Genomic DNA, 15,978 nt, shown 5'->3' with positions numbered 1-15,978 from the left:
AGGAGCCGGCGTCCGCGTGGCGGCGGCACTCAGACCGACATCGGTGTGCGCGCCGATGGCGACCACACACATCGGGAGACGGCAGTGGACGAGGTCCGCAACCTGATCATCATCGGCTCCGGGCCGGCCGGTTACACGGCGGCGGTCTATGCCGCGCGCGCCAACCTCAATCCCCTGATCATCGAGGGCGTGCAGTCCGGTGGCGCACTGATGACGACGACCGAGGTGGAGAACTTCCCCGGGTTCGCCGACGGCATCCTCGGCCCCGAGCTGATGGACAACATGCGCAAGCAGGCCGAGCGGTTCGGGGCCGAGTTCCTCACCGACGACGTGACCCGGGTCGAGCTGAAGGACACCGGCAGCGTCGGCTCCGACGCGGTGAGCACCGTCTGGGTCGGCGAGACCGCATACCGGGCCAAGGCTGTCATCCTCTCCACCGGTTCGGCCTGGCGTCCCCTGGGCGTGCCGGGTGAGCAGGAGTACCTCGGCCACGGCGTCTCGTCCTGTGCCACCTGTGACGGCTTCTTCTTCCGCAACCAGCACATCGTGGTGGTCGGCGGCGGTGACTCGGCGATGGAGGAGGCCAGCTTCCTCACCCGGTTCGCCGAGTCGGTCACCATCATCCACCGGCGCGACTCGTTCCGGGCCAGCAAGATCATGGCCGAGCGGGCGCTGGGCAACGACAAGATCAAGGTCGAGTGGAACGCGGTGGTCGAGGAGGTCCTCGGCGCCGACGGCAAAGTCACCGGTGTACGGGTCCGCAACGTGCACACCGGGGAGAGCAAGGTTCTCGACGTCACCGGCGTCTTCGTGGCGATCGGTCACGACCCGCGCAGCGAGCTGTTCCGCGACCAGGTCGAGCTGGACGACGAGGGCTACGTGAAGGTGCAGGCCCCGAGCACCCGGACCAGCATCCCGGGCGTGTTCGCGGCCGGCGACGTGGTTGACCACACCTACCGGCAGGCGATCACCGCCGCCGGCACGGGCTGCGCCGCCGCCCTGGACGCCGAGCGCTTCATCGCCACGATCCAGCCCTGAGCCGGCAGCACCAGCGACGCCGGCGCGGCGTGGCACCGAACGACGAATGAGTCGAACCGCATCTGGAGGAGAGTCATAGTGGGAGCGACAAGGGCGGTCACCGACGCGAGCTTCGCCGCCGACGTGTTGAAGTCCGACAAACCGGTGCTCGTCGACTTCTGGGCCGAGTGGTGCGCGCCGTGCCGCAAGGTTTCGCCGCTGCTGGAGGAGATCGCCGGCGAGATGGGCGACCAGGTCAGCATCGTGAAGCTCAACATCGACGAAAACCCGGAGACGGCCCGCGCCTACCGGGTGATGTCCGTGCCGACCCTGACCGTCTTCAAGGACGGCGAGCCGGTCCGGTCCATCGCCGGCGCCAAGCCGAAGGGCGAGCTGGTCAAGCTGATCCAGTCCGCGCTCTGACCGACGCGTTCCGAAACCCCCGCGCCCCTCCCGGGTGCGGGGGTTTCGGGTTTCCGGCCCTTGACCTGCGCGGACATCGCACCTCGACGGGCCGGACCGCATAGCCTCAACCAGGGGGCGTCCGGTGGTCGGCCACGCCGCGCCCCGTCGCCGCCCGGGTCGTAGGCCCGCCTCCGGCGTCGCGGGACGACCGGCCGGCAACCGTGCGAAGGGGGTCGAGCGTGCGTCCGATCCGACCCGGTGACCGGGGACCGGCGGTGACCGAGATCCGCGGTGTGCTGACCGGCCTCGACCTGCTCCCCGCGACGCCCACGGGCGACGACGACAATTTCGACGCCGTGACCGAGCGCGCGGTCCGGGCGTTCCAGCAGTCCCGCGGGCTCAGCGTGGACGGGCGGGTCGGCGCGGAGACGTGGCGCGCTCTGGACGCCGCCCGCTGGCGGCTCGGCGCGCGGACCCTGTACCACGCGGTGCCGGAGCCGCTGATCGGCGAGGACGTCCGATCGCTGCAGGAACGCCTGCTGGAGATGGGGTACGACGTAGGTCGCGCAGACGCCATCTACGGCGTGCGCACCTCCCGGGCGGTGGCCCAGTTCCAGCGGGAGATGGGGCTCAAGCCCGACGGCTCCTGCGGCCCGTACACCATGGGGGCGCTGCGTCGCCTGGGGCGCAAGGTGGTGGGCGGCCGGCCGCAGTGGCTGCGCGAGTCCGACGCGATCCGGCAGACCGGCCCGGCCCTGGTCGGCCGGATCGTGGTCATCGACCCGGGGCACGGCGGCACCGATCCGGGGGTGGTGGTGCCGGACGGGCCACTGCGCTGGACCGAGTCCGACCTGGTGCACGACCTGGCCAGCAGGCTGGAGGGGCGGCTCGCCGCTTCCGGGGTGCGGGTGCAGCTGACCCGAGGGCCGGCGCCGGGGAGCTGCCTGCCGGACATGGAGCGGGCGCAGCTGGCCAACTCCCTGGGCGCGGACGTGTTCATCTCGCTGCACACCGACGGGCACGCCAATCCGGAGGCTGAGGGCGTGGCGACCTACCACTACGGCACCGACAACGGGGTCACCTCGGCCACCGGTGAGCGGCTGGCCGGGCTGGTACAGCGGGAGATCGTGGCCCGTACGGGGCTGCGGGACTGCCGGACCCACGCCAAGACGTGGGACCTGCTCCGGCTGACCCGAATGCCGGCGGTACGGGTGGAGGTGGGCTACCTGACCTCCCCGGCGGACCGTGGACGGCTGATCGACCCGCGCTTCCGGGACCGGATCGTCGAGGCGATCGTGGCCGCCGTCCAGCGGATGTACTTCCCGGTCGAACGGGACGTGCCCACCGGCTCGATCGACGTCAGCGAACTGCGCGCGGCGGTCGCGGCCGGCCGGGTGGCGACTGCCTGATCCGGCCGATCCGCTGCCCGAGCACGTGAGCGGGGCCGGCCCCGGACGTCCGCCTGCACGATTCCCGACCGGTCGGGGCGCCCGCGCGGCGGTGACCGCGTTGGTGCGGCGTCAGCCGCTGGTGGAACGGGTGGCCGGGGCGGGCCGGACCGGCCGGAGCAGGGTCTCCGGGCTCATCGAGCCGAGCAGCTTCTCCAGGGCGTACTCGACGTCGGACTTCCAGCTCAGCGCGGTACGCAGTTCCAACCGCAGCCGGGGATAGCGCGGGTGCGCGCGGACCGTCTTGAAGCCCACCGAGAGGAAGTAGTCGGCGGGGGCGACACAACTGCCGGGCGGGTCACCGTCGTCGCCGAACTTCGCGTCGCCGAACGCCTCGATCGCCTTGATCCCCCGCTTGGTGAGGTCCCGGGCCACGCCCTGCACGAGCATCCGGCCGAGCCCGCCACCGGCGAAGGGAGCGACCACGTACGCGGTCATCAGCAGCGCCGCGTCGGCGGAGACGGGCGAGGTGGGGAACGCCATAGCGCGGGGCACGTACGCCGGCGGCGCGTACATGACGAAGCCGGCGGGCATGCCGTCGACGTACGCGAGCTTGCCGCAGGAACCCCACTCCAGCAGCGTCTGGGAGACCCAGGCCTCCTTCTCCAGCCCCGGGTCGCCAGCCGCGCAGGCTCGGTCGGCGGACACCGGATCAAGCTCCCAGTAGACGCACTGCCGGCAGGTGCGGGGCAGGTCTTCGAGGGTGTCGAGGGTCAAGCTGACCAGACGTCGAGACATTGGCGCATCCCCACAAATAGGCTCGGAGGCGAGACCGGCGTGCAACGACGCCGCCTCGGACCCCCGACGAGCGATCGTACGCCGACTGACGACGCTACGGGAGGAGACGCGCGAATGCACCCGGGGTGCCCCGCCGGCCGGTCCACCGGTCCGGGATGTGGACTCGGGGGTCACGTCGTGGCACCGATCGCCGCCAACCGGACTACCATCGGGCATCTGCGTCCCGCGCCGCCATGGTCTGCGGCGTCCCGGGTAACCCGGGCAGGCGGAAGCCGCCCGACACGCGATCGAGGTGATGTCATGACCGGCACGACGCTCGACGACTACACCGACCGGTACGCCCGGCGCGTCCGGGGCATGACCGCCTCGGAGATCCGTGCGCTGTTCGCGGTGGCCAGCCGGCCGGAGGTGGTCTCCCTCGCCGGAGGCGCACCCTACATCGCCGCCCTGCCACTGGACGCGGTGGGCGAGATGCTCGGCCGGCTCGGCTCCGAGCACGGGGCCACCACCCTCCAGTACGGCATCGGCCAGGGCACCCTGGAGCTGCGCGAACGGATCTGCGAGGTGATGACCCTCTCCGGCATCGACGCGGCCTGCGGGGCGTCGCCGGAGGACGTGGTGGTCACCGTCGGCGGCCAGCAGGCGCTCGACCTGGTGGCCCGGCTCTTCCTCGACCCGGGTGACGTGGTGCTCGCCGAGGGGCCGACCTACGTCGGCGCGCTCGGGGTGTTCCAGGCCGCCCAGGCCCAGGTGGTGCACGTGCCGATGGACGACGACGGGCTGATCCCGGAGGCGCTGGAGGTCGCCGTCGCGGAGTTGGCCCGCGCCGGCCGGCGGGTGAAGTTCCTCTACACGATCCCGACGTACCAGAACCCGACGGGCGTGACGCTCAGCGAGGAACGACGCGAACGGGTGCTCGACATCTGCGAACGCGCCGGCCTGCTGGTGGTCGAGGACGACCCGTACGGTCAGCTCGGTTTCGAGGGTGACGCCCCGCGCCCGCTGCGGGCCCGCCGCCGCGACGGGGTGTTCTACCTGAGCACCTTCTCCAAGACCTTCGCCCCGGGGTTGCGGGTGGGCTGGATCCTGGCCCCGCACGCCGTGCGCGACAAGCTGGTGATCGCCAACGAGGCACAGATCCTCTGCCCCAGCGGGTACGCCCAGGCCGCCGTCTCGACCTACCTGGGCACGATGCCGTGGCGGGAGCAGCTCAAGGTCTACCGGGAGGTCTACCGGGAACGCCGGGACGCGATGCTGGCGGCCCTGGACGACCTGATGCCCGCCGGCACCACCTGGACCAAGCCCGCCGGTGGCCTGTTCGTCTGGGCGACGCTGCCCGAGGGCCTGGACTCGAAGGCGATGATGCCGCGGGCCATCGCGGCGCGGGTGGCGTACGTGCCCGGCACCGGCTTCTACGCCGACGGCACCGGCACCGGCAACATGCGGCTGAACTTCTCCTTCCCGTCACCCGAGCGGATCCGGGAGGGCGTGCGGCGGCTGGCCGGCGTGATGGAGCAGGACATCGCCATGCGTCGGGTGTTCGGCACGGTCAACCGTCCCGAGGTGCGACGCGGGCAGGCCGGCGCGGACGCGCCGGGACCCGACTTGGCATGATTCCGGCATGGCTTCGACCCCTGCCGAGCGCATCACCGTGACCGCCCCCTCCGCCGAGCCTCACGTGCTGGTGCTCGCCGGTGGGCTCTCCTACGAGCGGGACGTCTCCCTCCGGTCCGGCCGCCGGGTGCTCGACGCGCTCCGGGCCGTCGGGGTGGAGGCGGAGCTGCGGGACGCCGACATCGCCCTGCTGCCGGCGCTGGTCGCCGACCCGCCCGACGCCGTGGTGATCGCCCTGCACGGCGCCACCGGCGAGGACGGCTCGCTGCGCGGCGTACTCGACCTCTGCGACGTCCCGTACGTCGGCTGTGACGCCCGCGCGTCCCGGCTGGCGTGGGACAAGCCGTCGGCCAAGGCGGTGCTTCGGGAGGCCGGCATCCCCACCCCCGACTGGGTGGCGCTGCCACACGACCGGTTCTCCGAGCTGGGCGCGGTGGCGGTGCTGGACAGGATCGTCGACCGGCTGGGCCTGCCGCTGATGGTGAAGCCGGCGCAGGGCGGTTCCGGGCTGGGCGCCGCCGTGGTCCGGGCGGCGGCGTCGCTGCCGGCCGCGATGGTCGGCTGTTTCGCGTACGACTCGACGGCGCTCGTCGAGCGGTACGTCCCCGGCATGGACGTCGCCGTCTCGGTGGTCGACCTCGGGGAGGGGCCGCAGGCGCTGCCCGCCGTGGAGATCGTGCCCCGCAACGGCGTGTACGACTACGCGGCCCGGTACACCGCCGGCCGGACCACCTGGCACGCCCCTGCCCGGCTGGGCCCGGAGGTCGCGGCCACGGTGGCCGAGGTGGCCGTGGCCGCGCACATCGCGCTCGGGCTGCGCGACCTGTCCCGGGTCGACCTCATCGTGGACGCGGACGGCCAGCCGCATGTGCTGGAGGTCAACGTCTCGCCGGGGATGACGGAGACGTCGCTGCTGCCGCTCGCGGTGCAGGCCGCCGGTCTGGACTTCGGCCGGCTGCTCGGGTCGTTGGTGAGCCGGGCCGCCGCCCGTCCCGCCTGACTTTCCCGCGCGCCTGACTTTCCCGCGCGCCTGACCGCTGCACGGTGTCAGGGGCGTCCGGGCTCACCGGTCGGCTCGTCGGTCGGCGGGGCGGCGGCGTCCTCCGCGCCGTCCGGCTCCGGGATCTCCTCGGCCGCTTCGATCACCCCGATCGTGTCGTCCTCGTCCGGGGCGGGGGCGGGGGCGGACGACTGCGCGGCGATGCTCGACGGTGCCTGCCACTGGATGCGGGGCGGCTCGGCCAGCGGCCGGCCGCCGAAATCGGCCAGCCAGGCGGCCACCAGGGCCAGGTTCTCCCGCCATTGTTCCTCGGAGATGGGCGGCAGGATCGAGTCCCACAGCGACAGGAACGTGCCCCGGAGCTGGAGTCGCCCGTACGGCCGGGCCAGGAACCACAGGTGCAGGTGGGCGGAACCGTCACCCCAGCGGTTGACGTGGACCCGCGCGACGCCGTCGAGGGAGCGGATGGCCCGTTCCAGCCGGACCGTCATCACGCCCAGTTCGGCGGCGAGCAGGTTGGGCAGGTCACCGAGGTCGAGGTGGGAACGGGCCTCCAGGATCAGCACCATCGGTAGCCCGGTCGGCCGGTCCATGGCCCGAACCCGCCAACGCTCGCCGACCCAGATGTACGCGTCGTCCGGCGCACCGCACGCCGTGCATTCCTGAGCTCCCTCGCCCTTGCGCGGGGGCTCCACCGCGACCGGGGCGTCGAGGTGCTTGACCTGAAGATCGCCCTCGAAGGGAAAAGAGGGCCAGGAGGTGAAATCGGGAACTGAGGGAGGGGTGTCGTGCACGACGCTGACCCTAACCGAGCGAGCCACGGCTGTCCCTACCTGATTCGCCTGCCCTCGGGTACGCCGGGCCGGCCACAGCCACTCGCCCCCGCTCCGGTCAGCCCGCTCCGGCTCGACAACGCATCGGCTATCCACACGTTATCCACAGGCCCCCAGGGCCATCAACACTCCGCGTCATCCACAGGCTGGCACCGCGTTTCACGCGGGGTTTCACGTGAAACGGGGGGTGCCTGTGGAAAACCGCTGTGGATAACTTGGCGGCTCGGCAGCAAAGTTGTACACAGCCCACCAGCTCCCTCGTACCTAACGAACCGAAGCGAGATGGGTCGCTGTCCCAGCCACCAGAATGTGAGTACTTCGAGCCCCGTTCAGGGGCGCGCGGGACGAGCCGAGGGGCGAGTGTTCTGGTGGACGAGATCTATCGCGGTGCTGCGGCCGGGCGCGAAACCGGGCCGCCGCGACGCTGCCTCGCGACCGGTCGGCCATCCGGCCTCTGCCGGCCACGGGTGCCCCCGCCGTGATCCGCTCCGCCCCGGCACGCTGACTTCCATGGCTTCATCCGGCTCGGCGGCTACTCCCCGAAGGAACAGGTCGCGCGGGAGGTGGAGTGCCCGGGGTCGGCCACGGAATGCCGCCACGTGACCTCCGGCGGCCGGACAGAGTCCGGCACGGCAAGCGGGACTAGAGCCTGGCACCGCGGCGGGCACCGAGCCGGCTGGGGCTTACGAGAGCGAGCCCGATGACATGGCACCACACGGTGCGCCCGTCCGACCCAGCGCGCTCCCAGGGACCGGCCGACTGTGTATGCCGCCCAGGACGCACGCACGCCCCCGCACCGGGCGTGCCGATGCGTCCCGCCCTCCCGGCTTCCTGGTCGTCGGCCCCGTCCGCGGTTCCACGTGAAACCGACGGTGGCGATCCGAGTAGCGCCCGGCCCACACGGGCTGGCGGGACCCGAGCGCTGGCCCCGCCGACTCTCGCCCTCTCGTGGCCGCCCGTACTGGCCGGACCCCGGCCTTCGGCTCTGGGCCCGATCTCCGCTCCACCGCCGGCGCCCAGCCCTGCCCCCTCGGTCCTGCCCCCTCGGTCCTGCCCCCTCGGTCCTGCCCCCTCGGTCCTGCCCCCTCTGCTACTAGTCCTACTCCTCGGCATGTGCCGCTCTTCGTCCCCGGCCGGTCCGGCCCGAAGCCAAGGCGACGCGCCCCACCCGCTTCTGGTCACCTCCGTCAGCGGGTCCGGCCTCGTGGGGCCACCACGCCGCCGTCGACCGATGTGACTTCACTCGTCGACGGCCCCACCGCAGGGGCCCGTTTCACGTGAAACGGGCCCTCCCTCGCGGGCGGCGCTTCGTTCCCGCTGGCGAACCACCTGCGCCCAGAGGCAGGGCCGGGCGGCTCGCTGCGGCGGGAGGCCGGCTCCATCCACGGCTGGCGGCCTCACCTAAACGGGATGGCGTGGAACGGGACGCCCGTTCGCGTCCTTCAGTCCGCACACCGATGCCACCGATGCCACTGGAGCCACGACTGTGGGCGCGTTGGCAGGCGGCATGCAGGCCGCTTGGAGAGGGCCGCAATGGCGGTGTGGTCGCAGAGCCCGGCGGGCTGGGCTTTCCCGGGACGGATTCCTGACGGCGCCCGCCGGGCGTAGCGGAAGTTTCACGTGGAACGTCGCCCCGGGCGCTACCGGGCACACATGATTGGTTCCGAGCCGCCGCGCCGTCACCCCTACCATCAGGGCGGGCTTCCTGGCGGCCCTGGGGCCTCGTGATTGATCCCGGCCACCCCCGAGGCCGCGTCACGCCAATCATGTCCGCAGGGGCCCACACAGAGGGCTGCTCTGCCGTCCGCGTTCAGAACCCCGCGTCGCCCCGGTTCACCGACTAACAGGTCCCGCCATCGCGGGGCTCAGCCCCGCAACACACGGACCGGCTTCTCCTTCACGAATCCACGTGCTCGCCTCGGTCCACGCCGAGCACTTCCGGGCGGGGGCAGGTTCGAGTCGACCCGGAGCCGCTGCGGCGAGGCTGACCGTAGCCGGCCGCCTGCTGCGGTTGTTGCGTAACTTGTGATTACGGTGGCGCCTCCCGTGCCGGGAGGGGCCGGAAGACAATCCGGCCGCGCCGTCCTGCACGGATGGCGCGGCCGGGGTCCAATCCGGGTCAGTCCTCGGCTTCCTCCTGGCCGACCCCGATGAGGCCGACGATCCTCTCGAGGTCGTCGACCGTGGCGAACTCGATCGTGATCTTGCCCTTGCTGCGTCCGATGTCCACCTTCACACGGGTGTCGAACCGGTCGGAGAGCCGGTCCGCGAGATCGGTCAGGGCGGGGGCGTGCGGCTTGGTCCGTCGCTTCGCGGCGGGGCTGTTGGCCGGACCGTCCGCCAGCGCGAGCGCGACGATCTCCTCGGTGGATCGGACGGAGATCCCTTCGGCGACGATGCGCAGCGCCAGTTGCTCCTGGGCCTCAGCCTCGTCCAGGCTCAGGAGCGCGCGGGCGTGACCGGCGGACAGCACCCCGGCAGCGACCCGCTGCTGCACCGGGGCGGGCAGGTTCAGCAGCCGGATGGTGTTGGAGATCTGCGGTCGGCTGCGGCCGATCCGCCGGGCCAGCTCCTCGTGCGTCGCGCCGAACTCCTCCAGCAGTTGCTGGTAGGCGGCGGCCTCCTCCAGGGGGTTGAGGTTGGCCCGATGAATGTTCTCCAGCAGCGCGTCCCGGAGCATGGCGTCATCGCGGGTGTCCCGGATGATCGCCGGGATGTTCTCCCGACCGACCGCCTGTGCGGCCCGCCACCGGCGCTCGCCCATGACGAGTTCGTACTTCTCGCCGTCCAGCGCCCGTACCACGATCGGCTGGAGGAAACCGACCTCCTGGATGGAGGTCTTCAGTTCCTCCAGCCCCTCCTCGTCGAAGACCTGGCGGGGCTGCTTCGGGTTGGGCATGATCGCGTCGACCGGGATCTCGGCGAACCGGGCGCCCGGCACCGGGCTGAGCTGAAGCTCGGGCTCCGTCGACTCGGGCCCCGTCAGTTCGGACTCGGTCACCACCGGCTCCGGCGCCGCCATCGGTTCGGTCGCTGCGGACCCGGCGATCGCCGGCGGAACCTGGGCGGCGCGTTCACCGGCCTCAGGCGTCGCCGTCATCGTTCCGGCGGGCTGGACCGGACCGGTGGGAATCAGGGCACCGAGACCCCGACCCAGACCGCCCCGAGGACGGTTCTTCATACGACGCCTCCCAGCGACTCGTCCGCACTACACATTCCGGCTCACCGGTGCCTTGACCCCACGCTCGGCGATTTCCTGGGCGGCCTCGAAATAGCTCGTCGCCCCCCGTGAACCGGGATCGTAGGTCACCACCGACTGGCCGTAGCTCGGAGCCTCCGAGACGCGGACGTTCCGGGGGATGACCGCCTGGAGCACCTTGTCGCCGAAGTGGTTCCGGACGTCCTGCTCCACCGCGTCGGCCAGCCGGGTACGCCGGTCGTACATGGTGAGCAGGATGGTGGAAACCTCCAGCCTCGGGTTGAGGTGCTGACGGACGAGGTTGATGTTGTTGATCAACTGGTTGAGCCCTTCCAGCGCGTAGTACTCGCACTGGATCGGAATCAGCACCTCCTGCGCGGCCACCAGCGCGTTAACGGTGAGCAGGCCGAGCGACGGCGGGCAGTCGATGAAGACGTAGTCGAAGTGCCCGGGGTAGGCGGCGATTGCCCGGACCAGGCGAGACTCCCGGGCAACCACCGACACCAGCTCGATCTCCGCACCGGCCAGGTCGATCGTGGCCGGCACGCACCACAGATTGGGGATGCCCTCGACGCCTTGGGCCACCTCCTCCAGCGGCACGCTGTTGATCAAGCAGTCGTAGACGTCCGGGACCCCGGTATGGTGCGGGACGCTCAGCCCGGTCGACGCGTTGCCCTGCGGGTCGAGGTCGACCACGAGGACCCGGTTTCCGTGCAGGGCGAGCGCCACCGCCAGGTTCACCGTGGTCGTGGTCTTACCCACGCCGCCCTTCTGGTTGGCGACGCACATCACCCGGGTCCGCTCAGGGCGGGGCATGGTCACCTCGCCACTCGGATTAAGGATCTGCACGGCGCGCATAGCCTCCATAGCCAACGGTGGGTCATCCTCTTCGCGCGTCGGGGTTTCACGTGAAACGTACGCGGCATCCGCCGGATCGGGCCCGAAGGCCCCGGCCGGCGGTACCGGCGTGTCGACAGGAACAGCGACTCCGGGGGTCGCATCGGGCACCGCACCGGGTGCGGGATGTCGGGGAACAGCAGCCACGGCCGAGTGTGACGGCTCGAACCGGACGGGCGCGGCGGTGTCGCGCTGTTCCGCCGCGGCGCGCTTGGCGACGGCCAGGTCATCGGGGCGGCTCGCACCGTAGACCGTGCCGGGCCTTCCCACGGAATGCGGGGCGCCACCCGAGCCGGTCGGCACGTCGCGGCGAACCGCCGGATCGCAGTCGACTGACGGCGAGCCCGGGTCCGGGGGGTGGGTGGCCCGATCACGCTGGTCGGTTTCACGTGAAACGGGGTCGGCCGCGGAGTGTCCCCCGCGGCCGGTCGTCACCCGTGGATCGTCGTACCTGCCGTCGTCATGCACCTGTCATCCCTGCCCGCTCCGGATGGTCGGTCCGCACCCGTCGTCTTGGCCACGCTCGTCGCACCACGGAGCCTACGGCCCGGCGGAAGCGGCCGGGGTCCCACGGGGCGCAGATGCCGCCCGCTCCACACTATCGACGCGCGGCCAGCCTACGGCGGACAGGCACGGCCGGTCCACGTCGGGTTCTTCAGACCACCGCACACCCGTCTCACTATCAACGACGCGACCTGCGGTGGGAAGCCAGCGGAGATTCAGGGAAGTCGGATCAGCGACCCCGGCGTGACCCACCACGCGTCCGCTTCGCCGCGGGCTTGACCCGCGGCTGGTTCACGACCCGCTCCCGGACAATCTCCACCACCGTCGCGGGCGGCTCGATCACCCCGACCCCGCAGTGGTGCACCTTGGGCTCACCCCCGCCCAGTTTGGCAACCGCCTTGGCATGCTCGGCGATCTCGTCGCCGGCGGACGATCCCTTCACCGCCAACAGGCGTCCGCCGGACACCACCAGCGGTAGGCACCAGGCGGAGAGCCGATCGAGTGGGGCCACCGCTCGCGCGGTGACGATCTCCGCGCGGAACGGCCCGACACCGGTGGACCCCGTTGACGCCTCCTCGGCCCGGCCCCGGAACACCCGGACGGCCTTCGTCAGACTTAGCCTCTCGACGACCTCGACGAGGAACGAGGTACGCCGGGCCAGCGGCTCGACCAGCGTCACTGTCAGGTCGGGGCGCGCGATCGCGAGTACCAGGCCGGGCAGACCCGCGCCGGATCCGACGTCCAGCACCGACGCGCCCTCCGGGATGCGCTCCGCCACCGCGGCGCAGTTCAGCAGGTGCCGCTCCCAGATCCGTGGGGCCTCGCGCGGCCCGATCAGGCCCCGGAGCACGCCGTCGGTGGCGAGCACCTCCGCATACGCGGCGGCGAGGTCGAGCCGGTCGCCGAAGAGAGAACGCGCCGCCTCGGCCAACTCCGGCGGCAACGCCGCAACGGCCGGGTCCGGCGCGTCGCTCGCGTCCGGCACGTCGTCCCGATCTGGCACGTCGCTTGGGTCCAGTACCCCGTTCCGATCTGGCACGTCGCTAGGGTCCGGCGCGTCGGCGTGTTGGCGGGACCCGACAGGCGACGGCCCGGGCGGCGTGCCACCCGGGCCGGTCACGGCGTCAGCCGTGGTGTCGTCGTGTGTCACCCGATCAGTCCGCCGGCTGGACGATGATGCGGCGGTTCGGCTCGACGCCCTCGGACTCGCTCTCCACCCCGCTCATCGCGTTGACGACGTCGTGGACGCACTTGCGCTCGAACGCGGACATCGGCTCCAGCCGCACCGCCTCGCCGTACTCCTTGACCTTTTCCACCGCGTTCTTGGCGACGGCGGCGAGTTCCTTGCGGCGGTTGGCCCGGTAGCCACCGACGTCGAGCAGCAGCCGGCTCGGGGTGCCGGTCTGCCGGAACACCGCCAGCCGGGCCAGCTCCTGGAGCGCCTCCACCGTGGCGCCGCGCTGACCGACCAGGTTCTGCAGCCCGTCGCCGACCACCTCGACTACCGGGCGGCCACCGGACACCAGCTCGTCGATGTCCCCGTCGTAGTCGAGAATGTCGAGCAGCCCCTCGACGTAGTCGGCCGCGATCTCGCTCTGCCGGAACAGTTCGCTCTCGGCCGGGGCCTTCTTCTCCCGCGTGCCCGAGCCGGCCTTGCCCTCCTCCGCCTCGGTGTCGTCGGTGGCCTCGATCGGTGCGCTCTCCTCGTCCACGGACTGGTCAGCGCTGGGGATGCTGGTCTCGGTCACGGTCTCATCTCCGTACTCGCTCGGCCGGACCGTCGGGTCCGCTGGTTTCCCGGGTCCGGCGGGAGATCACCGGTGCCCTGGGCACGTCTGTACGGGCCACTCTCGCCCGTGTCCGCGCTGGGCGCGGCGGTTCCGGCCCGGCGCCTGCCTTGGGGGCGGCTGCCAGGGGGCCGGGTCCGTCCGTCGCCGGCCGGGCCGGCGACGGACGGCGGGAGGATCAGCCCTGACGCTTGGCCGGGCCGCCCTTCTTCGGGTTGACCGGCTTGGCACCCGGCTTGGGGCCGGCGATCTTCGGGGCGGACGGGGCCTGCTTGACCGGGGCCGGGGCGGCCTTGCGGCCGAGCAGCCCGCCGATCTTCTTGGCCGGCTGGACCGGCCCGCGGGACCCGGGGGCACCGGTGCGGCCCGGGGTGGGCGGCGGCGGGTACTTGCGCAGCACCCACTGCTGCTGGCCGAGAGTGAACATGTTGTTGGTGACCCAGTAAATGATCACACCGATCGGGAAGATCGCACCCGAGACGAGCAGCGACAGCGGGATGCCGTAGAGCATCAGGCGCTGGATCATCTTCTGCTGCGGGTCCTCCGCCCAGCCGGTCTTGAGGATCATCTGGCGGCTGGTGAGGTAGGTGGTGCCCATCATGATCAGAACCAGGATGCCAGCGATCACCTTCACGGTGGTGCCGTTGGCGTTCAGCGCCGCCAACTCGTCAGCGGTGGAGCCGAACTTGCCGGCGATCGGGGCGGTGAAGATCTTGGCGCTGGAGGCGCTGTTGAACTGTTCGACCGCCCAGCCGTAGAGGGTCTTGTTGTTCTCGCTCTTCCCCGGGTCGAGGCGGCGCAGCACGTGGAAGAGACCGAGGAAGACCGGGATCTGGAGGAACATCGGAAGGCAGCCCATGAGCGGGTTGGCCTTTTCCTTCCGATAGAGCTCCATCATCTCTTTCTGGAGCGTCTCCCGGTCACCCTTGTGCTTCTCCTGGAGCTCCTTCACCTTGGGCTGGAGCGCCTGCATGGCCCGCTGGGACTTGATTTGCTTGACGAAGACGGGGAACAGGATCACCCGGACGGTGACCACCAGGAAGACGATGGCCAGGATCCAGGACCAGTTCGTACCGATCACCGCGTTGACCGGCACGCCGATGGCATCCCAGGCCGAGTGCCAGGTCAGCAGGATCCACGAGATCGCGTAGTAGATCCAGTCCAGACTGAACAATTCTCAGGCTCCAGTCACATCGGCACGGCGGCGACCGCCCGGCTCGGGCACCGGGTCGTATCCACCTGGGTGAAAGGGGTGGCAGCGCGACAACCGCCGGACCGTCAGGCCGACTCCCCGGAGCGCGCCGTGCCGGGAGACCGCCTCGAGGGCGTATGCACTGCACGATGGGTAGAACCGACAGCGGGCCGGCAGCGCCGGGCTGATCCAACGACGGTACGCGACGATGGGCCAGGTCAGCACCCGGGCACCCGGGCTCGTCGGCCGTGGCGCGGCGGAACCGCTGCTCATCGGGACCGCCGCCCCCGGGGTGTGCGGGCGGTGGCGAGCGCCCCGTCGAGGTCGGCCCCGAGCCGGGCGTACGACGCCTCGGCTGCGGCCGGCAACGCGCGTACCACCAGGATGCTGCCGGCCGGCAGGGCCGCCAGCCGCTCGCGGACCAGATGCCGCAACCGACGCCGAACCGTGTTACGTACCACGGCAGGGCCGACGGCCTTGGACACGACGAAGCCGGCGCGGGTCGGTACGGAGGTTTCCTCCGCACCGGGGGTCCGCGCCGGCTTCGGCGAGGTATCGATGGTGGTGCCGGGTGTGGCGGGCAGTGTCAGGTGGACGACGAGTGAGCCTCGGCCGGCTCGACGGCCAGCCCGGACCGCTGCGGCGAAGTCGCTGCTGCGCCGCAGTCGTTGCGCGGCCGCCAGCACTACTGCCCACGTCCCCCGGACCGGACCGGTCGGCCTCAGGCCGACAGGCGGGTGCGGCCCTTGGAACGACGGGTCGAGAGGATGGCGCGGCCGGCCCGGGTGCGCATGCGCAGCCGGAAGCCGTGGGTCTTCGCGCGCCGGCGGTTGTTCGGCTGGTAGGTGCGCTTGCTCACGTCAGGCTCTCCGTTTTCATACGCCCCGCGCGTAGGCCCGCAGGGGTCGTGTGGTGGTCCAGGCCACCCTCGGCGGTGGCCCCGATCGGTGCTGCCCGAGGGCGCGGGACCCCGACTATGCGGGGAGGACGACCGCGGACAGCAAGCACGCACCACCCTAGCAGAGGGCGGTAGAGCAGCCGCTCCAGCCTACGCAGGGGGGCAATGACCGTCAAACACCTCGTACGACGGCCCCGCCAGGCCGCGAGCGCGACCGAAGCGGTGGTTTTCACTGATGCCGACAAGGGTGCCACGCGGTGACGGTTGATGGGCCCCGCCCCCCGCTGTTAGCGTGCGCGTTTGCGGTCCGCGCCGGCAGCCGATTGGCGTCGGCAGGCAAGACCGGACAAGGTAGTGAATCGTTCGGCACGGTGGAACCCGCTTCAGCGCCCGCCCAGACCGGGGGCAGGTCCGACCCGCGTCCGGCGGGAGGCCACAATCGGTCG

The 15,978-nt window shown here is 71.5% G+C and carries 15 protein-coding genes; 5 read left to right on the top strand and 10 right to left on the bottom strand.

Features of this window, described 5'->3' with window-relative positions; all coding sequences use genetic code 11:
• The first annotated feature begins 84 nt into the window (after positions 1-84).
• The 3 genes from trxB to OG559_RS11860 all read left to right on the top strand — a co-directional run bounded on the left by trxB (position 85) and on the right by OG559_RS11860 (position 2,831).
• The gene (trxB, locus tag OG559_RS11870; protein WP_405115136.1) at positions 85-1,038 is read left to right on the top strand and encodes a thioredoxin-disulfide reductase; all 954 of its coding nucleotides are present in this window, start codon (positions 85-87) and stop codon (positions 1,036-1,038) included.
• A 78-nt stretch (positions 1,039-1,116) separates the two neighbouring features.
• A complete protein-coding gene (gene trxA, locus OG559_RS11865) occupies positions 1,117-1,440 on the top strand; it encodes a thioredoxin (protein WP_405115134.1) in 324 nt (107 codons plus the stop codon).
• Positions 1,441-1,661: 221 nt separating this feature from the next.
• A complete protein-coding gene (locus OG559_RS11860; protein WP_405115132.1) occupies positions 1,662-2,831 on the top strand; it encodes an N-acetylmuramoyl-L-alanine amidase in 1,170 nt (389 codons plus the stop codon).
• Positions 2,832-2,942: 111 nt separating this feature from the next.
• Here the strand turns inward: OG559_RS11860 and OG559_RS11855 are convergent, their stop codons facing one another.
• Positions 2,943-3,608, bottom strand: a complete 666-nt coding sequence (locus OG559_RS11855) for a GNAT family N-acetyltransferase (protein ID WP_405115131.1) — start codon at positions 3,606-3,608, stop codon at positions 2,943-2,945.
• 300 nt (positions 3,609-3,908) lie between these two features.
• On the opposite strand from OG559_RS11855, the gene OG559_RS11850 reads away from it, so the two are divergent.
• Together OG559_RS11850 and OG559_RS11845 are read left to right on the top strand one after the other, a co-directional pair.
• On the top strand, positions 3,909-5,222 hold the full coding sequence (locus OG559_RS11850) for a PLP-dependent aminotransferase family protein (RefSeq protein ID WP_405115129.1): 1,314 nt from the start codon (positions 3,909-3,911) through the stop codon (positions 5,220-5,222).
• A 7-nt stretch (positions 5,223-5,229) separates the two neighbouring features.
• Entirely contained in the window at positions 5,230-6,222 is a 993-nt protein-coding gene (locus tag OG559_RS11845) for a D-alanine--D-alanine ligase (RefSeq protein WP_405115127.1), read from the top strand.
• A gap of 47 nt (positions 6,223-6,269) precedes the next feature.
• On the opposite strand, the gene OG559_RS11840 is transcribed toward OG559_RS11845, so the two are convergent.
• The 9 genes from OG559_RS11840 to rpmH form a co-directional block, all read right to left on the bottom strand.
• Positions 6,270-7,016 (bottom strand): hypothetical protein, encoded by a 747-nt coding sequence (locus tag OG559_RS11840; RefSeq protein ID WP_405115125.1) that lies wholly within the window; start codon positions 7,014-7,016, stop codon positions 6,270-6,272.
• Between the two features lie 2,158 nt (positions 7,017-9,174).
• Positions 9,175-10,236 carry a ParB/RepB/Spo0J family partition protein gene (locus OG559_RS11835; protein WP_405115123.1) on the bottom strand — a complete coding sequence of 354 codons (1,062 nt, stop codon included), beginning with the start codon at positions 10,234-10,236 and terminating at the stop codon, positions 9,175-9,177.
• 27 nt (positions 10,237-10,263) lie between these two features.
• Positions 10,264-11,619 (bottom strand): AAA family ATPase, encoded by a 1,356-nt coding sequence (locus tag OG559_RS11830; protein WP_405115121.1) that lies wholly within the window; start codon positions 11,617-11,619, stop codon positions 10,264-10,266.
• Between the two features lie 265 nt (positions 11,620-11,884).
• On the bottom strand, positions 11,885-12,658 hold the full coding sequence (gene rsmG / locus OG559_RS11825) for a 16S rRNA (guanine(527)-N(7))-methyltransferase RsmG (RefSeq protein ID WP_405115119.1): 774 nt from the start codon (positions 12,656-12,658) through the stop codon (positions 11,885-11,887).
• A 151-nt stretch (positions 12,659-12,809) separates the two neighbouring features.
• Complete coding sequence (locus tag OG559_RS11820) at positions 12,810-13,403, bottom strand: protein jag (RefSeq protein ID WP_405115117.1); 594 nt, start codon at positions 13,401-13,403, stop codon at positions 12,810-12,812.
• Positions 13,404-13,620: 217 nt separating this feature from the next.
• Complete coding sequence (gene yidC, locus OG559_RS11815; protein WP_405115115.1) at positions 13,621-14,616, bottom strand: membrane protein insertase YidC; 996 nt, start codon at positions 14,614-14,616, stop codon at positions 13,621-13,623.
• A 3-nt stretch (positions 14,617-14,619) separates the two neighbouring features.
• The gene (gene yidD, locus OG559_RS11810; RefSeq protein WP_396671843.1) at positions 14,620-14,907 is read right to left on the bottom strand and encodes a membrane protein insertion efficiency factor YidD; all 288 of its coding nucleotides are present in this window, start codon (positions 14,905-14,907) and stop codon (positions 14,620-14,622) included.
• Positions 14,904-15,320: a ribonuclease P protein component gene (gene rnpA / locus OG559_RS11805; protein WP_405115113.1), complete on the bottom strand. Its 417-nt coding sequence runs from the start codon at positions 15,318-15,320 to the stop codon at positions 14,904-14,906. The genes yidD and rnpA overlap by 4 nt, the downstream gene beginning before the upstream one ends.
• A 35-nt stretch (positions 15,321-15,355) precedes the next feature.
• Entirely contained in the window at positions 15,356-15,493 is a 138-nt protein-coding gene (rpmH, locus tag OG559_RS11800; protein ID WP_088959667.1) for a 50S ribosomal protein L34, read from the bottom strand.
• Positions 15,494-15,978 lie beyond the last annotated feature (485 nt).

This window comes from Micromonospora sp. NBC_01405 (genome assembly GCF_045040155.1).
GTDB lineage: Bacteria > Actinomycetota > Actinomycetes > Mycobacteriales > Micromonosporaceae > Micromonospora.
The sequence above is the reverse complement of the archived record's forward strand: the minus strand, read 5'-3'. Positions and strand labels throughout refer to the sequence as shown.